Source organism: Mycolicibacterium rutilum (assembly GCF_900108565.1).
Taxonomy (GTDB): Bacteria; Actinomycetota; Actinomycetes; order Mycobacteriales; family Mycobacteriaceae; genus Mycobacterium; species Mycobacterium rutilum.
Genome location: NZ_LT629971.1, coordinates 639,527 through 661,946 on the forward strand (window position 1 = coordinate 639,527; position 22,420 = coordinate 661,946).

Sequence of the window (22,420 nt, forward strand, 5' to 3'; positions counted from 1 at the left end):
CGGCGTGAGCACGCCGGACGGCCCCGCCCTGAACCGGCGGCTCGGCACCGTCGACGCGGTCGTCATCGGTCTGGGTTCGATGATCGGCGCGGGCATCTTCGTCGCGCTTCCGCCCGCTGCGGCGGCGGCCGGTTCGGGTCTGCTCCTCGGACTGGCGGTCGCAGCCGTCGTCGCCTACTGCAACGCAACCTCGTCGGCGCGGCTGGCGGCGCGCTACCCGCAGTCCGGCGGCACCTACGTCTACGGGCGTGAACGCCTCGGCGCGTTCTGGGGACACACGGCGGGCTGGAGCTTCATCGTCGGCAAAACCGCCTCGTGCGCAGCGATGGCACTCACAGTCGGCTACTACCTGTGGCCCGAGTGGGCGCGCGGAATCGCCGTGGCGGCGGTGGTACTGCTGACCGCCGTCAACTACGCCGGGATCCAGAAGTCGGCCGTGTTGACGCGCGCCATCGTCGCCGTCGTCCTCGCCGTCCTGGCGGGCGTCGTGGTGACGGTGCTGGGATTCGGCGACGTCGACCCCGAACGGCTGTCGTTGAGTTCGGACACCACCGTCGGCGGAGTCCTGCAGGCCGCCGGGTTACTGTTCTTCGCCTTCGCCGGCTATGCGCGCATCGCGACGCTCGGCGAGGAGGTCCGCGACCCCGCCCGCACGATTCCGCGGGCCATACCGATCGCTCTGGCCATCGCGCTGGCGGTGTACGCCGTGGTCGCGCTGGCCGTGTTGAGCGAATTGGGAAGCGCTGCACTGGCTTCGGCGACCGCGCCGCTGGCCGACGCCGTCACCGCGGCCGGTGTCCCCGACATGGCGCCGGTGGTGCGGGTGGGTGCGGCGGTGGCCGCGCTGGGATCGCTGCTCGCGCTCATCCTCGGGGTGTCGCGCACGACGCTCGCGATGGCCCGCGACCGGCACCTGCCCCACGCGCTGGCGGCCGTGCATCCGCGGTTCGGCAGCCCGCACCGAGCCGAGGTCGCGGTCGGGGTGGTGGTCGCGGCGGTGGCCGCGCTGGTCGACGTGCGGGGCGCCATCGGGTTCTCGTCGTTCGCGGTGTTGCTCTACTACGCGATCGCCAACGCGTCGGCGTGGACGCTGGGGCGGCGCACGGTGCCGACGCTCGGGTTCATCGGATGCCTGCTGCTGGCGGCGCTGCTGCCGCCGGCGTCGGTGGTGGCCGGCGCCTGCGTGGTGCTGGTGGGCGCTCTGGCATACCGTCTAACACCGTGATCGAGCTGACCTGGCGGCGCGTCGACGCCCGACCCGATGAAGATTTCGTCGTCGCCCCTGACGAACGGCTCGGCTGGGGCCGCACCATCGGGCTCGGCGCCCAGCACGTGGTGGCGATGTTCGGGGCCACCTTCCTGGTGCCGGTACTCACCGGGTTCCCGCCGGCGACGACGTTGTTGTTCTCCGGGATCGGGACGGTGCTGTTCCTGCTCATCACCGGCAACCGGCTGCCCAGCTATCTGGGCTCGAGCTTCTCGGTGATCGCACCGGTGACCGCCGCGGTGGCGTCGCAGGGCACCGGCAGCGCACTGGGCGGGCTGGTGGCGGTGGGGCTCGCGTTGATCGTCATCGGCGCCGTCGTGCACCTGGTCGGCACCCACTGGATCGACGTGACACTGCCGCCGGTGGTCACCGGGGCGATCGTCGCGCTGATCGGGTTCAACCTGGCGCCGGCGGCCAAGGCGAACTTCGAGGAGGGCCCGCTGGTCGGGCTGGTGACGCTCGTGCTGCTGGTGGCGACGCTGGCGTTCTTCCGCGGGATCATCGGCCGGTTGGCCATCTTCCTCGCGGTGGTCGTCGGATACGTGTTGGCGTTGATCATCGGCGACGTCGACACGTCGGCGATCGCCGAGGCGCCGTGGCTCGGCCTGCCGGAGTTCCAGACCCCGACGTTCACGCTCGCGGTGCTGCCGATGTTCCTGCCCGCCGTGATCGCGCTGGTGGCCGAGAACATCGGCCATGTGAAGTCGGTCGGACAGATGACCAACACCGACGTCGATCCCGTGATGGGCCGGGCGCTGGCCGCCGACGGTGTGGCCACCACCCTGGCCGGATTCGGCGGCGGCTCGGCGACCACGACCTACGCCGAGAACATCGGTGTGATGGCCGCGACGCGGGTGTATTCGACTGCGGCGTATTGGGTTGCGGCCGCGGTGGCCATCGCGCTGTCGTTGTGCCCGAAGGTCGGTGCGGTGATTTCCGCGGTGCCCGCCGGCGTGCTGGGCGGCGCCACGGTCGTGCTCTACGGCCTCGTCGGCGTGCTCGGCATCCGGATCTGGCTGACCAACCGCGTCGACTTTTCCAAGCCGGTGAACCAGATGACCGCGGCGATCCCATTGATCATCGGGATCGCCGACTTCACCTGGAACGCAGGAAGTCTGACGTTCACCGGGATCGCGTTGGGCTCGATTGCGGCGCTGGCCGTCTATCACGGCATGCGGCTGCTCGGGTTTCGGTCGGCTACGGAGCGGTCCGATGCCGTTGATCCCGAACCGGAACACCGTTGACCCCGTCGACGGCCTGCGCATACGCGGCCACGGCGTAGGCAGCGGCCGATCCGAGGGTGGACAGCGCGTCCCGGTTGACCGCGTCGATCTTGTCCCGCGCAGTGCGGTAGTTCGGGTCGTACGGGATCCCGGCGCGACCGCCCCAAAGCCGTGCCTGCACTTCGCTTTTGCGTTGTGACGAACCCGCGGTCAGGCCGCCGACGGGAACACCGGCCGCCAGGAACGGGTAGTAGTCGGTGAACCGGGTCAGCGGCATGTCGGCCGGTCGGACTCCGGCGGTGTTCAGGTATCCGGCCAGTGTCCGCTCGATGCCCGCGGAGCCGTCGGGCACCGACTGCAACGGGATGTCGGGGTTGGGCTGAGCCGACTGGTCACCGTCGTAGGTGAAGTACCCGGCGTTGGGCGAGCCGAGCATGTCGAAGCCCAGATACAGTGCGATGTCGGCGAGTTCCTCCCGCGACAGCCCCTGCACATAGCGTGTCGGCCCGGCGGGCCCGTTCTCCTCGGACGCCCAGAACGCGAAGCGGACCGCGTTGGCGACCTGGGGTTCGGACCCGAGCGCGGCCGCGGTCTCCAGCAGCGCGGCGACACCGGTGCCGTCGTCGTTGATTCCCGGACTGCCCCGCGAGCTGTCCAGATGTGCGCCGGCCACCACGACGTTGCGGGTGTCCCCGGTCTTGGTTTGCGCTAGCACGTTTCGCGTCTTGCGCATGACCGGCTTGCTGTCGAGGACCAGGCGCACGGAGGCGCTGGTGCGTCGCAGCGCGGCGTCGGCGGCGCTGTCGATGACGGCCACCGGAACGGTCAACCCGCGGTAGTACCCCGGGGTGAACAGCCCGGGCGGGGCCCCGGTGTTGCCGGGGTTGCTGACGACGAGGAGCCCGACGGCGCCCTGATTCACGGCCGCGTTCTGCTTGTCGACGACCGAGCATCCGGTGTCGTCGACGATCGCGATCGCGCCGCGCATCGACCTGCCGCCGTAGTCGGCGGTACGGCAGCCGGCGGCCCGCTGCGGCCGCAGCGTGACGGCGTTCAGCCCGCCCCGAGGCGTGGTGATCAGCAGGGACGCCTGATCGACCGGGAAGTCGCGGCCGCCGACCCGCAGCGTGGGTTTACCACCCTCGGTGCGGTCGAGCAATTCGAATTCCGGCGTGGTCACGTCGAAACCCTTGTCGCGCAGGAACTGCGCCACGTAGTCGATGGAGGCGTCGTATCCGCGGGTGCCGTCGGCGCGGCTACCGGCGTTGGTGTCGGCGATGTCCTGCAACTTCTGCAGGTGGGTGTACATCCCGTCGGCGGTGACCGAGTCGGCGATGTGCTGCGCCTGGTCCGCCGGCGGCGCCTGCTCCGACGAACACGACGTCAAGCCGGCGAGGACACCGAGGACGCCGATGAGGGCCGCCCACCTGGTCATGATGCGAGCGGGTGGCGGGTGCGGAGGTCGCGGGCGGGCACACCGTTCTGGCCGCCCTGGTCCTGCGAGTAGATCCCGATGGCGTATGCGACGCCCGCGCCGTGGATTCCGAGGGCGGTGCGGTCGATGTTGTCCACCGTGTCGGAGGCCTTGTGGTAGTTGGGGTCGTGCGGCTCACCGGCCCGGCCGCCCCATCGGTCGGCCTCCTCGGAAGTCATGTCGGAGTCCGCTCCGGCGAAGGTTCCGCCGGCCGGAATGCCGGCGAGGGTGAAGCCGTCGTAGTCGGAGCGGCCATCGAAAGTGGTGTCCTGCGCGGGCTTTCCGGCGGCGTCGAGATACGCCGCCAGGGTGCGCTCGACACCGGCGGACCCTTCGGGGATGCGGCGGACCACGCCGTTGCGGTCGGGCGGCAGCGACTGGTCGCCGTCATAGGTGAAGTAGCCGGGGTTCGGCGAGGCCACCATGTCGTAGTTCAGGTACAGCGAGATGTCCTTGAGTCCTTCGGTGTCGAGGGACTGCACGTAGTTGTTGGACCCGTACAACCCGACCTCCTCTGCGCCCCAGAAGCCGAAGCGCACCGCGTAGTTCACCTCAGGGGAAGCTCCCAGTTGCAGCGCCGTCTCGAGGATGGCGGCGACGCCGGATCCATTGTCGTTGATGCCGGGGCCTTCCGGAACACTGTCGAGGTGCGCGCCGGCCATCACGACGTTGTGGGTGTCGCCGGTCTTGGTCTGGGCGATGACGTTGCGGGCCTTCTCGGTGCGCACGCCGGCGTTGAGTTTGATGGCGGTGTCGCCGGGTTCGGCGCGCAGCCGTTCGCCGTCGGCCTTGTTGACACTGATGACCGGTATCCGCACGGCGGTGTTCTCGCCGAGCGTTCCGCCCATCTCGTCGTTGTCCTCGTTGTTGGCGACGATCAGGGCGACGGCGCCGCGGTCGGCGGCGGCCTTCTCTTTCTCCGAGAACGGGCACTTACCGCGATCGACGAGCACCACCGCTCCGTCGACGGGCAGACCGTCATAGTCGGCGGCGGTGCAGCCCGGGGTGTCCTCGACGCGGGCGGGCACCAACGGACCCGACACCCCGTCGGGCGGGGTGCCGATGGTGAAGTTCAGCGGACGGGCCTCGACCGAGGTGCCGTCGACCGTCAACGACGGTTCCTCAGCGAACGGCAGGCGCACCTCGAACTCCGGCGTCTGGACGTCGAAACCCTTGTCACGCAGTGTGTTCGCTACGTAGTCGACGCTGGCGTCGTAACCGGGCGTGCCGAGAGCGCGATTACCGCCGTGCTCGTCGGCAATCTCCTGCAGCCGCGACAGATGCGCGTACATCGCGTCGGCGGTGGTGCGCCGGGCCAGCGAGCCGGCGAACTCGGTGGCGGCCGGCGCGACGCCGGGCTGGGTGGACGGCGGCTGCACGGTGGGCTGCGGCTGGGTGTCGCTGCCGCAACCGGCAAGCACGACGACGATCGTGGCCAGCAGCCCAACAGCTCTCGACATCGAAGTGAGGGTCATCGCCCACTACGTTAGCGCCGACTGGCCGGCACTCAGTTCCTGTGGCCGGTGAGCTCCCCGTTTCGGCGGGCATGGCGACCCGCTGGAGCGTCGGACAAGTGCTCGGCCCCGGGGATGGGAAGCGGTATCGACAACGCGTCCGGGTTGCGGCGACCGCCGGGGATCGGACTGCTGATGTCGGTGTGACCGTTACCGTTGCGGGCCCGTCCGGCCTCGACGATCCGTTGCTGACGCGGGTCCCCGTGACGGTCGACGAAGATCTCGGTCGGCAACTTGACCCGCAGCGGGCGCTGCGGCGGGCGGTGCCCGTTGGTTGCGGCGGGGCGCGACGCAGTAACCGGAACGTCGTCGCGGTCGGGTGACTCGGTGTGGTCTGCCGGACTGGGCTCCTCACGCGGCGCCGCGGGTACGAACGCGGCCTCGTCGTCTTCCTCGTCGTCGTCCTCGTCGGAGAACCTGTCGAGGACGCGCGCCTTGAGCGCGGCGAGTCGGGTTTGCGTGCCTTTCGCGAGTGCTTCGGCCCGCTCGGGCGGAATGAACGCGAGGTAGAGCACGAACATGGCGCAGGAGAAGAAGCCGACCTCCAGGAACAGGCTGATGGACAGGTGCAGGACCACGCCGCCGGCCAGCACCCAGGGCCGCCATGACCGCTTCCAGACCAGGATTCCGATCGCCAGTTCGATGACGAGCGTGCCCCATGTCAGGGCGTTGGAGAACAGCAGATTGTGTGACAGCCAGTCCGGGGTGGGGACGATGAGCAGGTCCCGTTGGCGCAGCGAGTATCCGACCGCGGTGCCGTTCTGCCAGGTTTCGCCGGCCAGCTTGTGGATGACCGTCGTCACGTAGATGATCGTCAGCTGGATCTGGAGCAGGCGCAGCGCCCACGGGCGGATGTCGCGGGCCGAGAAGAACGACCCGGTCCGCCGGCGTTGATCCATCGACAGGGCGGCACCGCACGGCGCCAGGGCGAGATAGAGCGCCGTGATGCGGATGACGGTGTCGCCGGAGTTGAAGATCACCGGATTACGTCGCTCGAAGGACATGATCAGGACGAACACGACGATCGCTGCGATTCGGCTCTGCCATCCCACGGTCAGCGCGATCGCGGCGATCAGCAGGACGAGCCACCCGATGAGGACTGCGCTCTCGCTGGCGTAGACATGAAAGACACCCCAGGTGAAGGTCCTCGACGGCGGACGCGGAACGACGCCGTCGGTACCGAACGCGACGTTGAGGTCGGACGCCAGCAGCAGCGTCCAGCCGATCATCAGCAGTCCGAACACCATTCGCACGATGCCGAGGGTGTAGCCGGGTTCCTTGCCGAACCAGAAAGACTGCCAGGCGTTCACCGCGCGCCGGCCGCGGTCCTGGACGGCGGACATGGCTTTCACTTCGGCGCTCCCGGGTTGATGGTCTGCTGCGGATCGCGCTTCGGCTGGGGAATGCGCACGTCGTAGATGATGTTCTTCGCCCGCTTGGGTTCGCCCTTGAACGGGAGTGTTTCGGTCTTCACGACCATCGCGACGCGTGCCGGGCGCTCACCTTTGTCGGTCATCTTGCGCACGACCCAGGCGGCCAACCCGTCCCGGAACTCCTTGTGCTTGATGACTTCCTCTTTGATCTTGCGCCAGTACAACCCGGGCATCGACGGGTCGTCACTGATGAGCCAGACGCGGTCCTGCCCGTCGCGCATGACCACGTGCACCTCGAGCACGGAGAACGTGCGGGGCGGGTTAGGGGCGAACATGCCCCAGTTCTGGTCGAGCCCGGTGGCCCGGGCCACCGGTGTAAGTATCGGAGCGGCAGTCTGTTTGAGCACCGAGTTGGGTAGCGATGACAGCAGTGCGGTAGCGAGTATCCCGATGATCAGCAGGCTGACGCCGATGTCGCGGACCCGCCGGAACAGCACCAACGATTTCTTCGCGCGGACTTTCTTCGCGCGGCGACTCTTTGCGTGCGACGTTCGCGCGGGCTGCGAGTTCTCCTGCTTGGTGACCGTGCTCATGTCTACAGCTCCCACCATCCGTTGCCGCCACTGGTCCCGAACGGCGGTTGTCCGAAGACGAGTTCGACGGCCGTGCGGATGAGCTGAACGAAGAAGTTGATGACCCCTTGGATCAGACCGCCGAGCCAGTGGAAGAAGCTGGCGAGCGCATCCGGCCGGCCCGGGTTGCCGTCGGTGGAATCGGTGGCGCCGTCGAGTCCGCCGGTGACGTCGCCCGTGACGTCGCCGAGTGTGTCGGTCAAGTTGCCGGTCACGTCGCCGAGCGTGTCGGTGACATCGCCCAGCGTGTCGGTCAAGCCGTTGGTGATGCCGCCGAGCGTGTCGGTGACATCACCGAGGGTGTCGGTCACGTTGCCGAGGACATCGCCGACGGTGTCGGTCAGGCCCAGAGTGTTTGTCACATCATTGGTTACATCACCGACGGTGTCGGTGACATCGCCGAGGGTGTTGGTCACGCCGCCGGTCACGTCGCCGACCGTGTCGGTGACATCACCCAGCGTGTCGGTCACGCCGCCGAGCACATCGCCCAGGGTGTCGGTCACATCGCCGACGACGCCGGTGACGTCAGCGGTGGTAAGCCCGTCGGTCACATCGCCGACGGTGTTCGTCACGTCGTTGGTGATCCCACCGACGGTGTCGGTGACGTCGCCCACGGTGTCGGTGACGCCGTCGGTCACGTCGCCGACCGTGTCGGTGACATCACCGAGGGTGTCGGTCACGTTGCCGAGCACGTCGCCGACGGTGTCGGTCAGGCCCAGAGTGTTTGTCACATCATTGGTTACATCACCGACGGTGTCGGTGACATCGCCGAGGGTGTTGGTCACGCCGCCGGTCACGTCGCCGACCGTGTCGGTGACATCACCCAGCGTGTCGGTCACGCCGCCGAGCACATCGCCCAGGGTGTCGGTCACATCGCCGACGACGCCGGTGACGTCAGCGGTGGTAAGCCCGTCGGTCACATCGCCGACGGTGTTCGTCACGTCGTTGGTGATCCCACCGACGGTGTCGGTCACGTCTCCGAGTGTCCCGGTCACGTCGTTGGTGATCCCGCCGACGGTGTCGGTCACGTCGCCCAGGGTGTCGGTGACGTTGCCGAGCGTGTCGGTCAACCCCAGCGTGTTGGTCACATCGCCGACCGTGTCGGTGACATCGCCGACCGTATTCGTCACGTCGTTGGTGATCCCACCAACGGTGTCGGTGACGTCGCCCAGGGTATCGGTCACCCCACCGGTGACATCACCGAGCGTGTCGGTGACGTCGCCCAAAGTGCCTGTCACATCAGCAGTCGTGAGCCCATCGGTCACATCACCGACGGTGTTCGTCACGTCGTTGGTGATCCCGCCGACCGTGTCGGTCACGTCTCCGAGTGTCCCGGTCACGTCGTTGGTGATCCCGCCGACGGTGTCGGTCACGTCGCCCAGGGTGTCGGTGACGTTGCCGAGCGTGTCGGTCAACCCCAGCGTGTTGGTCACATCGCCGACCGTGTCGGTGACATCGCCGACCGTATTCGTCACGTCGTTGGTGATCCCACCAACGGTGTCGGTGACGTCGCCCAGGGTATCGGTCACCCCACCGGTGACATCACCGAGCGTGTCGGTGACGTCGCCCAAAGTGCCTGTCACATCAGCAGTCGTGAGCCCATCGGTCACATCACCGACGGTGTTCGTCACGTCGTTGGTGATCCCGCCGACCGTGTCGGTCACGTCCCCGACAGTGTCGGTGACGCCGTTGGTGATCCCGCCGACAGTGTCGGTCACGTCGCCGAGGGTGTCGGTCACCCCACCCAACGTGTCGGTCAAACCGACGGTGTTGGTCACATCGCCGACCGTGTCGGTGACATCACCGACCGTATTCGTCACGTCGTTGGTGATCCCACCAACGGTGTCGGTGACATCGCCCAGGGTATCGGTCACCCCACCGGTGACATCACCCAAGGTGTCGGTGACATCACCCAAAGTGCCTGTCACATCAGCAGTCGTGAGCCCATCGGTCACATCACCGACGGTGTTCGTCACGTCGTTGGTGATCCCGCCGACAGTGTCGGTCACGTCCCCGACAGTGTCGGTGACGCCGTTGGTGATCCCGCCGACAGTGTCGGTCACGTCGCCGAGGGTGTCGGTCACCCCACCCAACGTGTCGGTCAAACCGACGGTGTTGGTCACATCGCCGACCGTGTCAGTGACATCACCGAGCGTGTCCGTCACTCCACCCGTGACGTCGCCGACCGTGTCGGTGACATCGCCCAGGGTATCGGTCACCCCACCGGTGACATCACCCAAGGTGTCGGTGACATCACCCAAAGTGCCTGTCACATCAGCAGTCGTGAGGCCATCGGTGACACCGCCGACGGTGTTCGTCACATCGCTGGTGATCCCGCCGACGGTGTCGGTGACGTCTCCAACGGTGTCGGTGACGCCGTTGGTGATCCCGCCGACCGTGTCGGTCACGTCACCCAAAGTGTCGGTCACCCCACCCAACGTGTCGGTCAAACCGACGGTGTTGGTCACATCGCCGACCGTGTCGGTGACATCACCGAGCGTGTCCGTCACGTCGTTGGTGATCCCACCAACGGTGTCGGTGACATCGCCCAGGGTGTCGGTCACGCCGCCGGTGACATCACCCAAGGTGTCGGTCACGTCGCCCAAAGTGCCTGTCACATCGGCAGTCGTGAGCCCGTCGGTGACATCACCGAGAGTCCCGGTCACGTCGTTGGTGATCCCACCAACAGTGTCGGTCACGTCGCCGAGCGTGTCGGTCACCCCGCCCGTGGCGTCACCGACCGTGTCGGTGACATCGCCGAGGGTGTCCGTCACCCCACCCAACGTGTCGGTCAAACCGACGGTGTTGGTCACATCGCCCACGGTGTCGGTGACATCACCGAGCGTGTCCGTCACTCCACCCGTCACGTTGCCGACTGTGTCCGTGACATCGCCCAGGGTGTCGGTCACGCCGCCGGTGACATCACCCAAGGTGTCGGTGACATCGCCCAAAGTGCCTGTCACATCGGCAGTCGTGAGCCCGTCGGTGACATCGCCGAGAGTCCCGGTCACGTCATTGGTGATCCCGCCGACCGTGTCGGTGACATCGCCGACCGTGCCGGTCACGCCGTTGGTCACGTCGCCGACGGTGTCGGTCACGTCGCCGAGGGTGTCGGTCACCCCACCCAACGTGTCGGTCAAACCGACAGTGTTGGTCACATCGCCGACCGTGTCAGTGACATCACCGAGCGTATCCGTCACTCCACCCGTCAGGTCGTCGACACCGCCGGTGACGTCACCCACGGTGTTGGTGACGCTTCCTGTCACGTCGCCCAGCGTGTCGGTGACACTGCCGAGCGACCCGGTGACATCGGCGGTGGTGAGTCCGTCCGTGACGCCACCGACCGTGTCGGTCAGCCCGTTCGTCACGCCACCGACCGTGTCGGTGAGGCCGTTCGTCACCCCGCCGACCGTGTCCGTGAGTCCGCCGACGAGCCCACCAAGCAGGGCGGTCGGGCCGAACGCCCTCTCCGGGTCCGAGGAGGTTGTCCGGCGACTGGAGTCCGACTCCGACTCCTCCTCGTCGCCGCCAGAAGTCGTGCCGATCGCGCCGCCGGTCGTCGTGCCGGCGCCTACCCGGGTTTTCGGGCGACTGTCGCCGCCGGTGCTTCCGCCGTCGGCACCGCCGTCCGTGTCGCCGCCGCTGCCGGTGTTGCCGTCGTCATCGCTGCCACCTGAAGTGCTGTCGGCGCCGCCGTCGTCATCGGCTGGCGCGAGCGGCACCTGTCCGGACCCGAGCGCGCCGGGGGCATTCACCAGTTGGATCGAGACCGTCGGCGGCGCCTGGTACTGAGCCAGCGTGAGCGCCATACCGCCGGCGAACAGGCTGAAGCCGACCGTGCGGGGCTTGACCAGAGGATTCTGCGTCGCGCGATGGCGGCCGCCCGACATCGACGCTGCCTCGACTTGGCCGCTGCCGCCCGGCTTCCTCTTCGAAGCGCGGTGGCGTCCCCGCGCCGGCGTATCACCCATCGACCCGACCCTTCTCACCGCAGAACCAGGCGGTTCTGCTTCAACCCCGGATGGGGCATATGTCCCAAAAATGGGACTAATGGCCCTTGCGGCGGGATTTTGCCACACCGTCAGCAAAATTCGCTAGCTTCTTTCGCTAAGCGAACTATTTAGCGTCACGAACGGTACGAAGTCCGGTCGGGAACGGTTGCTCCCTCCGTAGCGGGCAACCCCCTCGAGCGCGGCCACGGCGCGCTAGTCGCTTCAAAGGCCCTCGTCAACCCGGTAGTTCGCTGATTGGGATCGGCTACGTGCGGCAGTCGGCCTGATCTAGCCACAGTTGTCACTCAGCGCCCCCCCCGGAAGTCAGCAAACAAATTACACTAGCGCTGATGCTTGGCAGGTAGTTTGCTGGCCGCCCTGACGGATTCCTGCGTTTCCGCCCGTCAAGGGACCTGATACAACACCTCCGGTCATTGCAAAAGCACAGATCAGAGCATCAAGATCGCCGTCGCGGGCACGTTCGACCTCCGAAGAACAGCCCAAGATTTTTGACGTGCGCGTCAACCGCGGGCTTTGCCATGAATTCATCGCACCGACAAGTTGCTGCATCGGTGGCATCGTGACGCCGGGGCTGGGCGCCGCGTTCGATGCCGGGTGTGCCGGGCTCTCAGGCGTCACGCATGTTGACCACCGCGACCGCCCCGGCGAACAGCGCGGCGACCAACGCGACAAAGAACACGAGCGACCCCGCCGGCCCCCACGGCATGTCGTACACCGGATACAACCAGGGCACCTCGGTAACCAGGAAGATGTTGGCGAACGGTAGATACGGGCCGACGCGCGGTCCCACGTCGGGCAGGTTTCCGAGCATGGGCTCCACCACCAGCGGCCACAGCAGCAACACCGCCACCGCACCGGGTCCCGCCCGCAGCAGCGCGCCGACGGCGACCCCGAGCACCGCGGCGAGCGCCGCGTAGAGCCCGACCGCGCCGGCGACCCGCCAGACCGCCGGCGACGACGCCGAAAGCTCCGCTCCCGCGGGCACCGCCGCGACCGCGCGGGCGACCAGGACGGAACAGATGACCAGCACGGCCGCGTATACGGCTGAAAACAGCGCCACCACAAGCGCTTTGCACATCAGCACCAAGCTCCGGTTCGGCGCCGCGATGAACGTCGTGCGGATCATCCCGCTGCGGTATTCGGCTGTGACCGTCATCGACGCGAGCACCGTCAGCACCGGCACACCGAAGACCGCGATTCCCAGGGCGGCCCGTTGCGGTTCCAGCGGCGAGGAGGCCAGGCCCCCCTGCAGGGCGGCCAGCGCCAGGCTCAACGCCGCGACCCCGACGGCGATCCACACCGACGACCGCGTGGTCGCCAGTTTGATCCGCTCGGCGTCGAACACCGCTACCGCGTTCATGCGCCCGACGTCCGATACTCGACGGCTCCGTCGGTGAGCGCCATGTACGCCTCCTCCAGTGAGGCTTGCCGGGCGCTCAATTCGTGCAGCGTGATCCCGTTGCGGGCGGCCAGATCCCCGATCACGTCGGTCGTCGTCCCGGTCACCACAAGGGCCGAGCCCGTGGCATCGGACTGCGCCGCCAGACCGGCCTCGGCCAGCACGCGCTGCAGTGAGCTCGCCTGCGGGCTGCGTACCCGCACCGCCCCTGCGCCGGAGCGCCCGACGAACTCGCTGACCGTCGTCGACGCGATCAGCCGGCCCCGGCCGATCACCACCAGGCGGTCGGCCGTGTTGGCCATCTCGGCCAGTAGGTGGCTGGACACGAACACCGTGCGCCCCTCGGCGGCCAGGCTGCGCATGAGCGTGCGGACCCACCGGATGCCCTCTGGATCCAGGCCGTTGACCGGTTCGTCGAACAACAGCACCGGCGGGTCGCCGAGCAGCGCCGCCGCGATGCCCAACCGCTGACTCATGCCCAGCGACAAAGTGCCGACCCGTTTCCCGGCGACGGTGCCGAGGCCCACCATCTCCAGCACCTCGTCGACCCGCTTGGTCGGAATGCGGTTACTCGCCGCGATCCAGCGCAGGTGGTTGCGCGCCGACCGGTTGGGGTGGGCCTGCCGCGCGTCGAGCAGCGCGCCGACGCTGCGCAGCGGATCGGCCAGCCGACGGTAGGCACGCCCGTTGATCGTCGCGGTGCCCGACGTCGGGTGGTCCAGCCCGAGGATCATCCGCATGGTGGTGGACTTCCCCGCGCCGTTCGGGCCGAGGAAGCCGGTCACCAGCCCTGGTTCGATCGTGCAGGTGAGGTCGTCGACGGCCCGGGTCCGGCCGAACACCTTGGTGAGACCGGCCAATTCGATCATCGGCCCACTATTTCAGCTCACCTGCGCCACAACCAGGTCCGCCACGGCACTCATCCCCGCGGCGTTCGGGTGCAACGGCGCTGGGCGCCCCGGAAGCGGCAGCCCGGTCGTCGTGGTCCAGGGGTCCTGCGACCAGGCGTGGTGCGCACGACTCGGTTCGGCGACCTTCACGACCTGGCAGCCGGTCGCCGCGGCCGCTTCGGCGGTGGCGCGTTCGAGCGCGTCGGCGATGTGCCGGCCGGTGTCGGCGTCGGCGTCGGACAGCGGCGGCGCCGGGGTGCCGGCCGGCGGCAGCAGCGTGAGGTAGTCGACGAAGCACACCCGCGCGTGCGGCGACCGCGCCCGCACCTCCCGTCCGACCGTCTCGAGCGCCGCGCCAACCTGGCGCAGCGCCGCGTCACGGGCACTGCGGTCGACCTGTGCGCGCAGCAGGCCGCCGATCAGCGGCACGGCGCGCAGCATGTGCGGCAGGCCGGCGACCGCCAGCATCGGCACATAGCCGACGTCGTTGCCGCCGATTGTGATCGTCACGAGCTCCTCGGTGCCGTCGAGCGCCGAAATCTGCGGCGGCTCACCGTGTTGCGGTTCGGTCAGTATATGGGCGGTGGTGGCCCCGGAGTACGTGACGTCGACGAGGTCGAGACCCAACCGGGCGGCGACCAGATGGGGGTAGTTGCGCTGCGAGCGACCCGCCCGCCGCGGTGACCCGGTGGCACGCGGCCGGATACCCGGACCGGCGGCCATCGAACTGCCCAGCGCCACATAGCGACTCATAGGGCGGGGCTGGAGGCCTGCGCCCAGAACCGCTTCGGGATGCGGCCCGCCCGCCGTGCGAGGTGCCCGGCGGTGACCGCGGCGGCCATCGCTGCGGCCATGGTCGGCGGGTCCGCGGCCCGCGTGACCGCCGTCGCGAGAAGCACTGCGTCGCAACCCAGTTCCATCGCCATCGCGGCGTCGCTGGCGGTGCCGATGCCCGCGTCGAGGATCACCGGCACCGAGGCGGCGTCGACGATCATCTCGATGTTGTGCGGGTTCGCGATGCCCAACCCGGTGCCGATCGGCGACCCCAACGGCATCACCGCGGCGCACCCGGTGTCCTGAAGACGACGGGCCAGCACCGGATCGTCGTTGGTGTACGGCAGCACGGTGAACCCGTCGTCGACCAATTGCTCTGCGGCCCTGACGAGTTCGACGGCGTCGGGAAGCAGTGTGCGATCGTCGGCGATGACCTCCAGCTTCACCCAGTCGGTGTTCAGCGCCTCGCGGGCGAGCTGTGCGGTCATCACCGCCTCGGCGGCGCCGCGACAGCCCGCCGTGTTGGGCAGCGGGGTGATCCCGAGCCGGTTGAGCAAGTCGAGCACGCCGGTGCCGCCGTCGGCGTCCACCCGTCGCATCGCGACCGTCGTCAACTCGGTGCCGGACGCGACCAGCGCCTCCTCGAGGACGGCCAGGTTGGCCGCGCCGCCGGTGCCCAGGATCAGTCGCGACCCGAACTCGCGCCCGGCGATCGTAAGCTTCGAGTCAGCCACCCTGCACCGCCGTCACGACCTCCACGCGGGCCCCGTCGGCCAGCGCGGTGTGCCACTCCGACTTGGGCAGCACCGACCAGTCGACCGCGACCGCGATGCCCTTCTCCGGAAAGCCGAGCTGTTCCAACAGCCCGGCGACGGTGATGGCGGAATCCACTTCCACCGCTTCATCATTGACGGTGACCTTCATCGACCTACTCCAACTGTCACATCGAGCTCCGCCGCGATCCGCTGCGCGGTCCACGGCGCGAGCAGGAACCCGTTACGTCCATGGCCCGCGGCCACCAGTGTGCGCTCATCGAGCCGCCGGACGATCGGTAACCCGTCCGGCGTCATCGGCCGCAGTCCCGCGGCACACTCGGCGAGTTCGTACTCGCCGAGCGCGGGCAGCACCGCGCACGCGTCGTCGAGCAATTCGCGCACGCCCGTCACCGCCGGCGCGGTGTCGCGGCCGTGTTCGTACTGGGTGGCGCCGACGACGACGCCGTCGGCCCGCGGCACCAGATACACCTGTCTGCCGTGCACGCGTGCGCGGATCACCCGCTGCGGCACCGGCATGCACCCGCGGCGCCACCGCAACCGCAGCACCTCACCCTTGACCGGCCGAATCGGCAGATCCGGCCACAGGGTGGGCGCGTCGATCCCGTTGGCGATCACCACCGTGTCCGCCTCGGCGTCGGCGAGGTCGGCCACCGGCGGCGCCCACTGCACCCCGAGCCGCTCACAGTGCGAGGACAAGGCCTGAACGACCGCGCGATTGTCAACGGCCAGTTCGGTTTCCGCGCGGAACCCATGCCGGATTCCCTGGGCGAGCAGCGGCTCGATGTCGCGCGCGCTGGAGGTCATCGTCACCGGATGCCCTTGCGCGGCGAGCCATTCGCCGACCGTCTTGAGGTCGGCGGCGTCGGCGCGGTCGACCGCGACGACCAGCGACTCGCGCGCGGTGACCACGTCAGCGGGCAGGCCGTCGAGAAACCCGCTGTGCCACAGCCGCAGCGACTCCAGGCCGACGTTCAGCAGCTTTTCCTCGCCCGGCCAGCCCTCGCTGTGCGGGGCGAGCATGCCCCCGGCGACCCACGACGCACCGCGGTCCTCGGTGCGGTGTACACGAACCGTCCAGCCGTCGAGCAGCGCGCGGCGTGCGACCGCGAGCCCGATGACACCACCGCCGATGACGGCGAGACTATTTCCGGTCACCTTCCTCTCCCTTCGCCGGCATGATCCGGATCAGGTGTGACGGTAAGGGCGGCGCGCCCACTCTCAGCCCCCGTCCCGGGACTCCCGTGTCGACGTCCCACGGTAGTCGCTAGCGTCGCGGTGTGCACAAACCTCGGGAACGCCTGGCCTCCGCATCGCTGTACCTGTGCACCGACGCCCGCCGCGAGCGCGGTGACCTGGCTGAATTCGTCGACGCGGCGTTGGCCGGCGGCGTGGACATCGTCCAGCTGCGCGACAAGGGTTCGCCCGGCGAGCAGCGGTTCGGGCCGCTGGAGGCCCGCCAGGAACTCGACGCGCTCGAGGTGCTGGCTGACGCCGCACGACGGCACGGCGCGCTGCTGGCCGTCAACGACCGCGCCGATATCGCGCTGGCCGCCGGCGCCGACGTCCTGCACCTGGGCCAGGACGACCTGCCGCTGTCCGTCGCGCGCGGCATCGTCGGAGCCGAGCCGGTGATCGGCCGGTCCACGCACGACGCCGCGCAGGTGGATGCCGCGGTCGCCGAAGCCGTCGACTATTTCTGTGTCGGTCCGTGCTGGCCGACCCCGACCAAACCGGGCCGCCCCGCTCCCGGCCTCGACCTGGTCCGCTACGCCGCCGGACTGCACACCGACAAGCCGTGGTTCGCGATCGGCGGCGTCGACGCCCAGCGGCTCCCGGAGGTGCTGGCCGCGGGCGCGCGCCGCGTCGTCGTGGTGCGGGCGATCACGGCGGCCGACGATCCGCGGGCGGCCGGGCAGCAGCTGAAGGACGCGCTTACGACTGACGGTTGACCAGCAGCGGGATCGCGGCGGACTCCTGCCGCAACAGCTGCCAGCTCGCGGCGAACCCCGGATGCAGCGGCAGCTCGGCGACCTCGTCGACCGAGACCCAGCGCAGTTCGGCGCTCTCGCGGTTGGGCACGGTGGCCAGCATCTCGGGCGCGTCTGCGATCACGGTCGTGTAGCTCCAGCGCGCGCCGTCGGACGCGACGACCTCCTTGGTCACCACGACTTTGCGGACCGTCACCTGGTCCTCGGCCAGGCCGGCCTCCTCGTGGGCCTCCCGGATCGCGGCCTGTTCGGCCGTCTCGTGGCTGTCCCGCGCGCCGCCCGGCAGTCCCCAGGTGCCGCCCTGATGACTCCACGCCGCCCGGTGCTGCAGCAGCACGGCCGGCGCACCGTTGTGGCCCGGCGCCCGCAACATCAGCCCCGCCGCCCCGAACCGTCCCCAGAAAGCCTGACGGCTGTCGGACACCACCCAGCCGTCACCATCGCCACGCACGCGTCAACAATAGGGCCGCCCGCGCTGCCGGAAGCTCTTAGACTTCTTTCATAGAGTGAGAGCGGTCGGAACAACGAGCCGGAAAGCGATGCTGATGAGGTCCGCGCGCACGTGACTGTGGAGTTGGCGCACCCGTCGACGGAGCCGCTCGCATCGCGGTCACCGAGCACCCCGGCGCACCCGCGCTGGTGGTTCCTGTGGACGACGCCCGGCCGCATCCTGACGATCGGTGTGGTGCTGTCGGCGCTGGTCATTGCCAGCGCGTTCGCCACCTCGACCACGATCAACGACCGCCAGCAGGCGCTGACCACGGTGCTCAACCACACCGAGCCGCTGGCGTTCGCCGCCGGCCAGCTGTACACGACATTGTCGGTCGCCGACGCCGCCGCGGCGACGGCGTTCATCGCCGGCGCCGAACCCCGCGACGTCCGGCAACGCTACGAACAGGCCATCACCGACGCGTCGGTCGCCGTCACCCGCGCGTCCAGCGGACTCACCGACGAGGACCTCGTCCAGTTGCTGGGCCGGGTCAACGCCCAGCTGTCGGTCTACACCGGGTTGGTCGAGACCGCGCGCACCAACAACCGTTCCGGCAACCCTGTCGGTTCGTCGTACCTGTCCGAGGCGTCGGCGTTGATGCAGAGCCAGATCCTGCCCGGCGCACAGCGGCTCTACGAGCTGACCTCCGCGCGGGTGGACGCCGAAACCACGGCGTCGACCCGCATCCCCGGCCCGGTGATCCTGGTCGTGCTGGCGACGCTGTTGTTCGGGGCGTTCGCCAGCCGCTGGCTGGCCCGGCGCACCCGCAGACGGATCAACATCGGTTTCGTCGCCGGTGGGCTGGCGGTGCTGATCATGCTGATCTGGGTCGGCACCGCGCTGATCATCTCGACCGCCGACAGCCGCAGCGCCAAGGGCACCGCCGCCGAATCGCTCAAGACCGTCACCAACCTGGCGATCACCGCGCAGCAGGCGCGCGCCGACGAGACGCTGTCGCTGATCCGCCGCGGTGACGAGACGGTGCGCAAGCAGTCCTACTACCAGCGCATCGACATGATGCAGCAGCAGCTGTCGGACTACCTGGCGCGCGAGGATGCGATCGACAAAACCGACCTCGCCGACGCCGAGGAACTGTTGCGGCGGTGGCGCGCGGCCGACGACCGGATCAACGCCTACATCGGCGTCGGCAACTATCAGGCCGCCACACAGGTGGCGCTGGGCACCGGTGAGGACGACTCCACGCCGGCGTTCAACAAGCTCGACGCGGCGCTGAGCAAGGGTATTGAGGAAAGCCGCACGCAGCTGCGCAACGACATCGTCAATGCGCACCGCGTGCTGTCTGGCGCGACGGTGGGCGCCGCGGTGCTCAGCGTGGTGGCGGCGATCGCGGTGGCGCTGGGGTTGTGGCCGAGGCTGAGTGAGTACAGGTGATGAGGCTTTTCGGGATCCTGCTTACCGCGGCGCTGCTGTTGACCGGGTGCACGCAGGCGGCGTCGATGACGTCGACGCCCGGCGTCACGTTGGCGCCGCCGACCCCGGCGGGGATGGAGGAGATCGCGCCGGAGCCGGTGCGGGTCCCCGAGGAGGCCACCGAGGACTGCAACCGCACGGAGAGCTTGCGCCCGTTCCCGACCAAGGCCCAGGCCGACAGGGCAGTCGAGAACATCCGGACCCGGGGCCGGCTGATCGTCGGGTTGGACATCGGCAGCAACCTGTTCTCGTTCCGCGATCCGATCACCGGTCAGATCACCGGCTTCGACGTCGACATCGCCGGTGAGATCGCCCGCGACATCTTCGGCACCCCGTCGCAGGTCGAGTATCGGATCATGTCGTCGGCCGACCGGATCGCCGCGCTGCAGAACAACCAGGTGGACGTCGTCGTCAAGACCATGACCATCACCTGCGAGCGCAAGAAGCACGTCGGGTTCTCCACGGTGTACCTGACCGCCAATCAACGCATCCTGGCCCAGCGCGACTCGACGATCCGGCAGGCCACCGATCTGTCGGGCCGGCGGGTGTGTGTCGCCAAGGGCACCACGTCGCTGCAGCGGATCCAGCAGATCACCCCGCCGCCGATCATCGTCGGTGTGGTGACGTGGGCCGACTGCCTGGTGGCGTTGCAGCAGCGCCAGGTCGAGGCGGTCAGCACCGACGACTCCATCCTGGCCGGGCTGGTGTCCCAGGATCCGTATCTACACATCGTCGGGCCGAGCCTCAACGAGGAGCCGTACGGCATCGGGGTGAACTTGCAGAACACGGGCCTGGTGCGGTTCGTCAACGGCACGCTCGAGCGGATCCGCCGCGACGGCACGTGGAACACGTTGTACCGCAAGTGGCTCACGGTGCTCGGCCCGGCGCCCGCGCCCCCGGTCGCGAGGTATTCGGACTGATGGCCGGCATCGAAGAATTCGACGACGAGGGCCCGGGCACCCAACCGGCCAGCTTCGACGACATGGGCATGGATTCGGTGTCGACGGTGCGCCCGATGGCGACGCAGGCCGTGTTCCGTCCGCAGTTCGACGATGACGACGACGGCATGTCGGCGGGCACCGGCGACACCGAACCGCAGGACCATTCGACGACGACAAGGGCGCTGTCGCGCACCCGGCGCCTGGGCGGCGGCCTCGTGGAGATCCCGCGCGTGCCCGCCAAGGATCCGCTCGAAGCGTTGATGACCAATCCCGTTGTCGCCGAGTCGAAACGGTTCTGCTGGAACTGCGGCCGCCCGGTCGGCCGGTCACACGGCGGCGCCCCTGCCCAGTCGGAAGGCGAGTGCCCCCACTGCGGTAGCCCGTATTCGTTTCTGCCGCAGCTGAATCCGGGCGACATGGTCGCCGACCAGTACGAGATCAAGGGGTGTATCGCGCACGGCGGCCTGGGTTGGGTCTACCTGGCCTTCGATCACAACGTCAACGAACGTCCGGTCGTGCTCAAGGGTCTGGTGCACTCCGGCGACGCCGAGGCGCAGAAGATCGCGATGGCCGAGCGGCAGTTCCTGGCCGAGGTCACCCATCCCGGCATCGTGAAGATCTACAACTTCGTCGAGCACGCCGACAAGCACGGCAACCCCGTCGGTTACATCGTGATGGAGTACGTCGGCGGCACGTCGCTCAAGCAGGCGAAGGGCGAGAAGCTGCCGGTCGCCCAGGCCATCGGGTACATGCTCGAAATCCTGCCCTCCATGGGGTATCTGCACTCGATCGGGCTCACCTACAACGACCTCAAACCCGAGAACATCATGATCACCGAGGAGCAGCTCAAGCTCATCGACCTCGGCGCGGTGTCGACGATCAACTCGTTCGGCTACCTCTACGGCACGCCGGGCTACCAGGCACCCGAGATCGTGCGCACCGGGCCGACCGTCGCGACCGACATCTACACCGTCGGGCGCACGCTGGCGTCGCTGACGCTGAAGCTGCGCACCCGCAAGGGCCGCTATGTCGACGGCCTACCCGAAGACGATCCGGTGCTCGCCGAGTACGACTCGTTCGGCCGTGTGCTACGCCGGGCGATCGACCCGGACCCGCGGCGCCGGTTCGGCAGCGCTGACGAGATGTCCGGACAGCTACTCGGCGTGCTGCGCGAGGTCGTCGCCAAGGACACCGGATCACCGAAACCCGGTCTGTCGACGGTTTTCTCGCCGACCCGCTCGACGTTCGGCATCGACCTGCTGGTTGCCCACACCGATGTCTATCTCGACGGTCAGGTGCACTCCGAGCGGCTGACCGCGCAGGAGATCGTCAAGGCGCTGCCGGTTCCACTGGTGGACCCCACCGATGTCGGGGCGCCGGTGTTGTCGGCCAGCGTGGTCAGCCAGCCCGTGCAGACGCTCGACCAGTTGCGGGCGGCGCGCCACGGCGCACTGGACTCCGAGGGCATCGACCTGTCGAATTCGGTTGAGCTGCCGCTGATGGAGGTGCGCGCCCTGCTCGACCTCGGCGACGTGGCCAAAGCCACCCGCAAGCTCGAAGACCTCGCGGAACGGGCCGGCTGGGCATGGCGGATGGTCTGGTTCAAGGCCGTCTCCGAGCTCCTGACGGCCGATTATGACTCGGCGACAAAGCATTTCACCGAGGTGCTCGACACCATGCCCGGCGAGCTGGCGCCGAAGCTGGCGCTGGCGGCCACCGCCGAACTGGCCGGAGCCGCTGACGCCGGCAAGTTCTACAACACCGTGTGGTCCACGGACAACGGGGTGATCTCGGCCGGTTTCGGGCTGGCCCGCGCGCAGTCGGCCGCCGGTGAGCGCGACGCCGCCGTGAAGACCCTCGACAAGGTGCCTGCGATGTCGCGGCACTTCACCACCGCCCGGCTCACCAGCGCGGTGACGCTGCTGTCGGGTCGGTCATCGAGCGAGATCACCGAACAGCAGATCCGCGATGCGGCCCGCCGGGTGGAGGCGCTGCCCGACACCGAGCCGCGGGTGCTTCAGATCCGCGCGCTGGTGCTCGGCACCGCGATGGACTGGCTCGCCGACAACTCCGCGAGCACCAACCACATCCTGGGCTTCCCGTTCACCGAGCACGGGTTGCAGCTCGGCGTGGAGGCGTCGCTGCGCGCGCTGGCGAGGGTGGCTCCTACCCAGGCGCACCGCTACGCGCTGGTCGACCTCGCCAACAGCGTCCGGCCGACCAGCACGTTCTGAC

Annotated in this window: 18 protein-coding genes and 1 riboswitch; of the genes, 6 read left to right on the plus strand and 12 right to left on the minus strand. The window is 68.7% G+C overall.

Annotated elements, in window-relative coordinates:
• Positions 1 to 4: 4 nt before the first annotated feature.
• A complete protein-coding gene (locus BLW81_RS03140; RefSeq protein WP_173839571.1) occupies positions 5 to 1,225 on the plus strand; it encodes an APC family permease in 1,221 nt (406 codons plus the stop codon).
• Positions 1,222 to 2,511 carry a uracil-xanthine permease family protein gene (locus BLW81_RS03145; RefSeq protein ID WP_083405944.1) on the plus strand — a complete coding sequence of 430 codons (1,290 nt, stop codon included), beginning with the start codon at positions 1,222 to 1,224 and terminating at the stop codon, positions 2,509 to 2,511. The genes BLW81_RS03140 and BLW81_RS03145 overlap by 4 nt, the downstream gene beginning before the upstream one ends.
• Here BLW81_RS03145 and BLW81_RS03150 read toward each other — a convergent pair.
• The 11 genes from BLW81_RS03150 to thiO all read right to left on the minus strand — a co-directional run bounded on the left by BLW81_RS03150 (position 2,465) and on the right by thiO (position 16,490).
• Positions 2,465 to 3,925, minus strand: a complete 1,461-nt coding sequence (locus BLW81_RS03150) for a M28 family peptidase (RefSeq protein ID WP_083405945.1) — start codon at positions 3,923 to 3,925, stop codon at positions 2,465 to 2,467. The two genes, BLW81_RS03145 and BLW81_RS03150, sit on opposite strands and share 47 nt — an antisense overlap.
• On the minus strand, positions 3,922 to 5,424 hold the full coding sequence (locus tag BLW81_RS03155; protein ID WP_083410288.1) for a M28 family metallopeptidase: 1,503 nt from the start codon (positions 5,422 to 5,424) through the stop codon (positions 3,922 to 3,924). The genes BLW81_RS03150 and BLW81_RS03155 overlap by 4 nt, the downstream gene beginning before the upstream one ends.
• Positions 5,425 to 5,471: 47 nt before the next feature.
• Positions 5,472 to 6,821 (minus strand): HTTM domain-containing protein, encoded by a 1,350-nt coding sequence (locus BLW81_RS03160; protein WP_083410289.1) that lies wholly within the window; start codon positions 6,819 to 6,821, stop codon positions 5,472 to 5,474.
• Between the two features lie 5 nt (positions 6,822 to 6,826).
• Positions 6,827 to 7,444, minus strand: a complete 618-nt coding sequence (locus tag BLW81_RS03165) for a hypothetical protein (protein WP_083405946.1) — start codon at positions 7,442 to 7,444, stop codon at positions 6,827 to 6,829.
• A gap of 2 nt (positions 7,445 to 7,446) precedes the next feature.
• Positions 7,447 to 11,373 (minus strand): beta strand repeat-containing protein, encoded by a 3,927-nt coding sequence (locus tag BLW81_RS03170; RefSeq protein ID WP_083405947.1) that lies wholly within the window; start codon positions 11,371 to 11,373, stop codon positions 7,447 to 7,449.
• 730 nt (positions 11,374 to 12,103) lie between these two features.
• On the minus strand, positions 12,104 to 12,856 hold the full coding sequence (locus tag BLW81_RS03175) for an ABC transporter permease (protein ID WP_083405948.1): 753 nt from the start codon (positions 12,854 to 12,856) through the stop codon (positions 12,104 to 12,106).
• Positions 12,853 to 13,764 carry an ABC transporter ATP-binding protein gene (locus BLW81_RS03180; protein ID WP_083405949.1) on the minus strand — a complete coding sequence of 304 codons (912 nt, stop codon included), beginning with the start codon at positions 13,762 to 13,764 and terminating at the stop codon, positions 12,853 to 12,855. The genes BLW81_RS03175 and BLW81_RS03180 overlap by 4 nt, the downstream gene beginning before the upstream one ends.
• Positions 13,765 to 13,776: 12 nt before the next feature.
• A complete protein-coding gene (locus BLW81_RS03185; protein WP_157897564.1) occupies positions 13,777 to 14,538 on the minus strand; it encodes an SGNH/GDSL hydrolase family protein in 762 nt (253 codons plus the stop codon).
• Complete coding sequence (thiG, locus tag BLW81_RS03190) at positions 14,535 to 15,293, minus strand: thiazole synthase (RefSeq protein ID WP_083405951.1); 759 nt, start codon at positions 15,291 to 15,293, stop codon at positions 14,535 to 14,537. Before thiG ends, BLW81_RS03185 begins: the two co-directional genes overlap by 4 nt.
• Positions 15,286 to 15,483, minus strand: a complete 198-nt coding sequence (thiS, locus tag BLW81_RS03195) for a sulfur carrier protein ThiS (RefSeq protein ID WP_083405952.1) — start codon at positions 15,481 to 15,483, stop codon at positions 15,286 to 15,288. Before thiS ends, thiG begins: the two co-directional genes overlap by 8 nt.
• On the minus strand, positions 15,480 to 16,490 hold the full coding sequence (thiO, locus tag BLW81_RS03200; protein WP_083410290.1) for a glycine oxidase ThiO: 1,011 nt from the start codon (positions 16,488 to 16,490) through the stop codon (positions 15,480 to 15,482). The genes thiS and thiO overlap by 4 nt, the downstream gene beginning before the upstream one ends.
• Positions 16,481 to 16,588: riboswitch (TPP riboswitch) on the minus strand. (Overlaps the previous gene by 10 nt.)
• A gap of 24 nt (positions 16,589 to 16,612) precedes the next feature.
• On the opposite strand from thiO, the gene thiE reads away from it, so the two are divergent.
• Complete coding sequence (gene thiE, locus BLW81_RS03205; protein WP_083405953.1) at positions 16,613 to 17,284, plus strand: thiamine phosphate synthase; 672 nt, start codon at positions 16,613 to 16,615, stop codon at positions 17,282 to 17,284.
• Here the strand turns inward: thiE and BLW81_RS03210 are convergent.
• Complete coding sequence (locus BLW81_RS03210; protein ID WP_083405954.1) at positions 17,268 to 17,774, minus strand: NUDIX hydrolase; 507 nt, start codon at positions 17,772 to 17,774, stop codon at positions 17,268 to 17,270. The two genes, thiE and BLW81_RS03210, sit on opposite strands and share 17 nt — an antisense overlap.
• Before the next feature lie 111 nt (positions 17,775 to 17,885).
• Between BLW81_RS03210 and glnX the strand changes: the two genes are divergently transcribed.
• The 3 genes from glnX to BLW81_RS03225 are packed head-to-tail and all read left to right on the plus strand — an operon-like array spanning position 17,886 to position 22,419.
• Positions 17,886 to 19,205 (plus strand): protein kinase G-activating protein GlnX, encoded by a 1,320-nt coding sequence (gene glnX, locus BLW81_RS03215; protein ID WP_083405955.1) that lies wholly within the window; start codon positions 17,886 to 17,888, stop codon positions 19,203 to 19,205.
• Positions 19,205 to 20,164, plus strand: coding sequence for a glutamate ABC transporter substrate-binding protein (locus tag BLW81_RS03220; RefSeq protein WP_083405956.1), 960 nt, complete (start codon positions 19,205 to 19,207; stop codon positions 20,162 to 20,164). Before glnX ends, BLW81_RS03220 begins: the two co-directional genes overlap by 1 nt.
• On the plus strand, positions 20,164 to 22,419 hold the full coding sequence (locus BLW81_RS03225) for a serine/threonine-protein kinase PknG (protein WP_083405957.1): 2,256 nt from the start codon (positions 20,164 to 20,166) through the stop codon (positions 22,417 to 22,419). The genes BLW81_RS03220 and BLW81_RS03225 overlap by 1 nt, the downstream gene beginning before the upstream one ends.
• Position 22,420 lies beyond the last annotated feature (1 nt).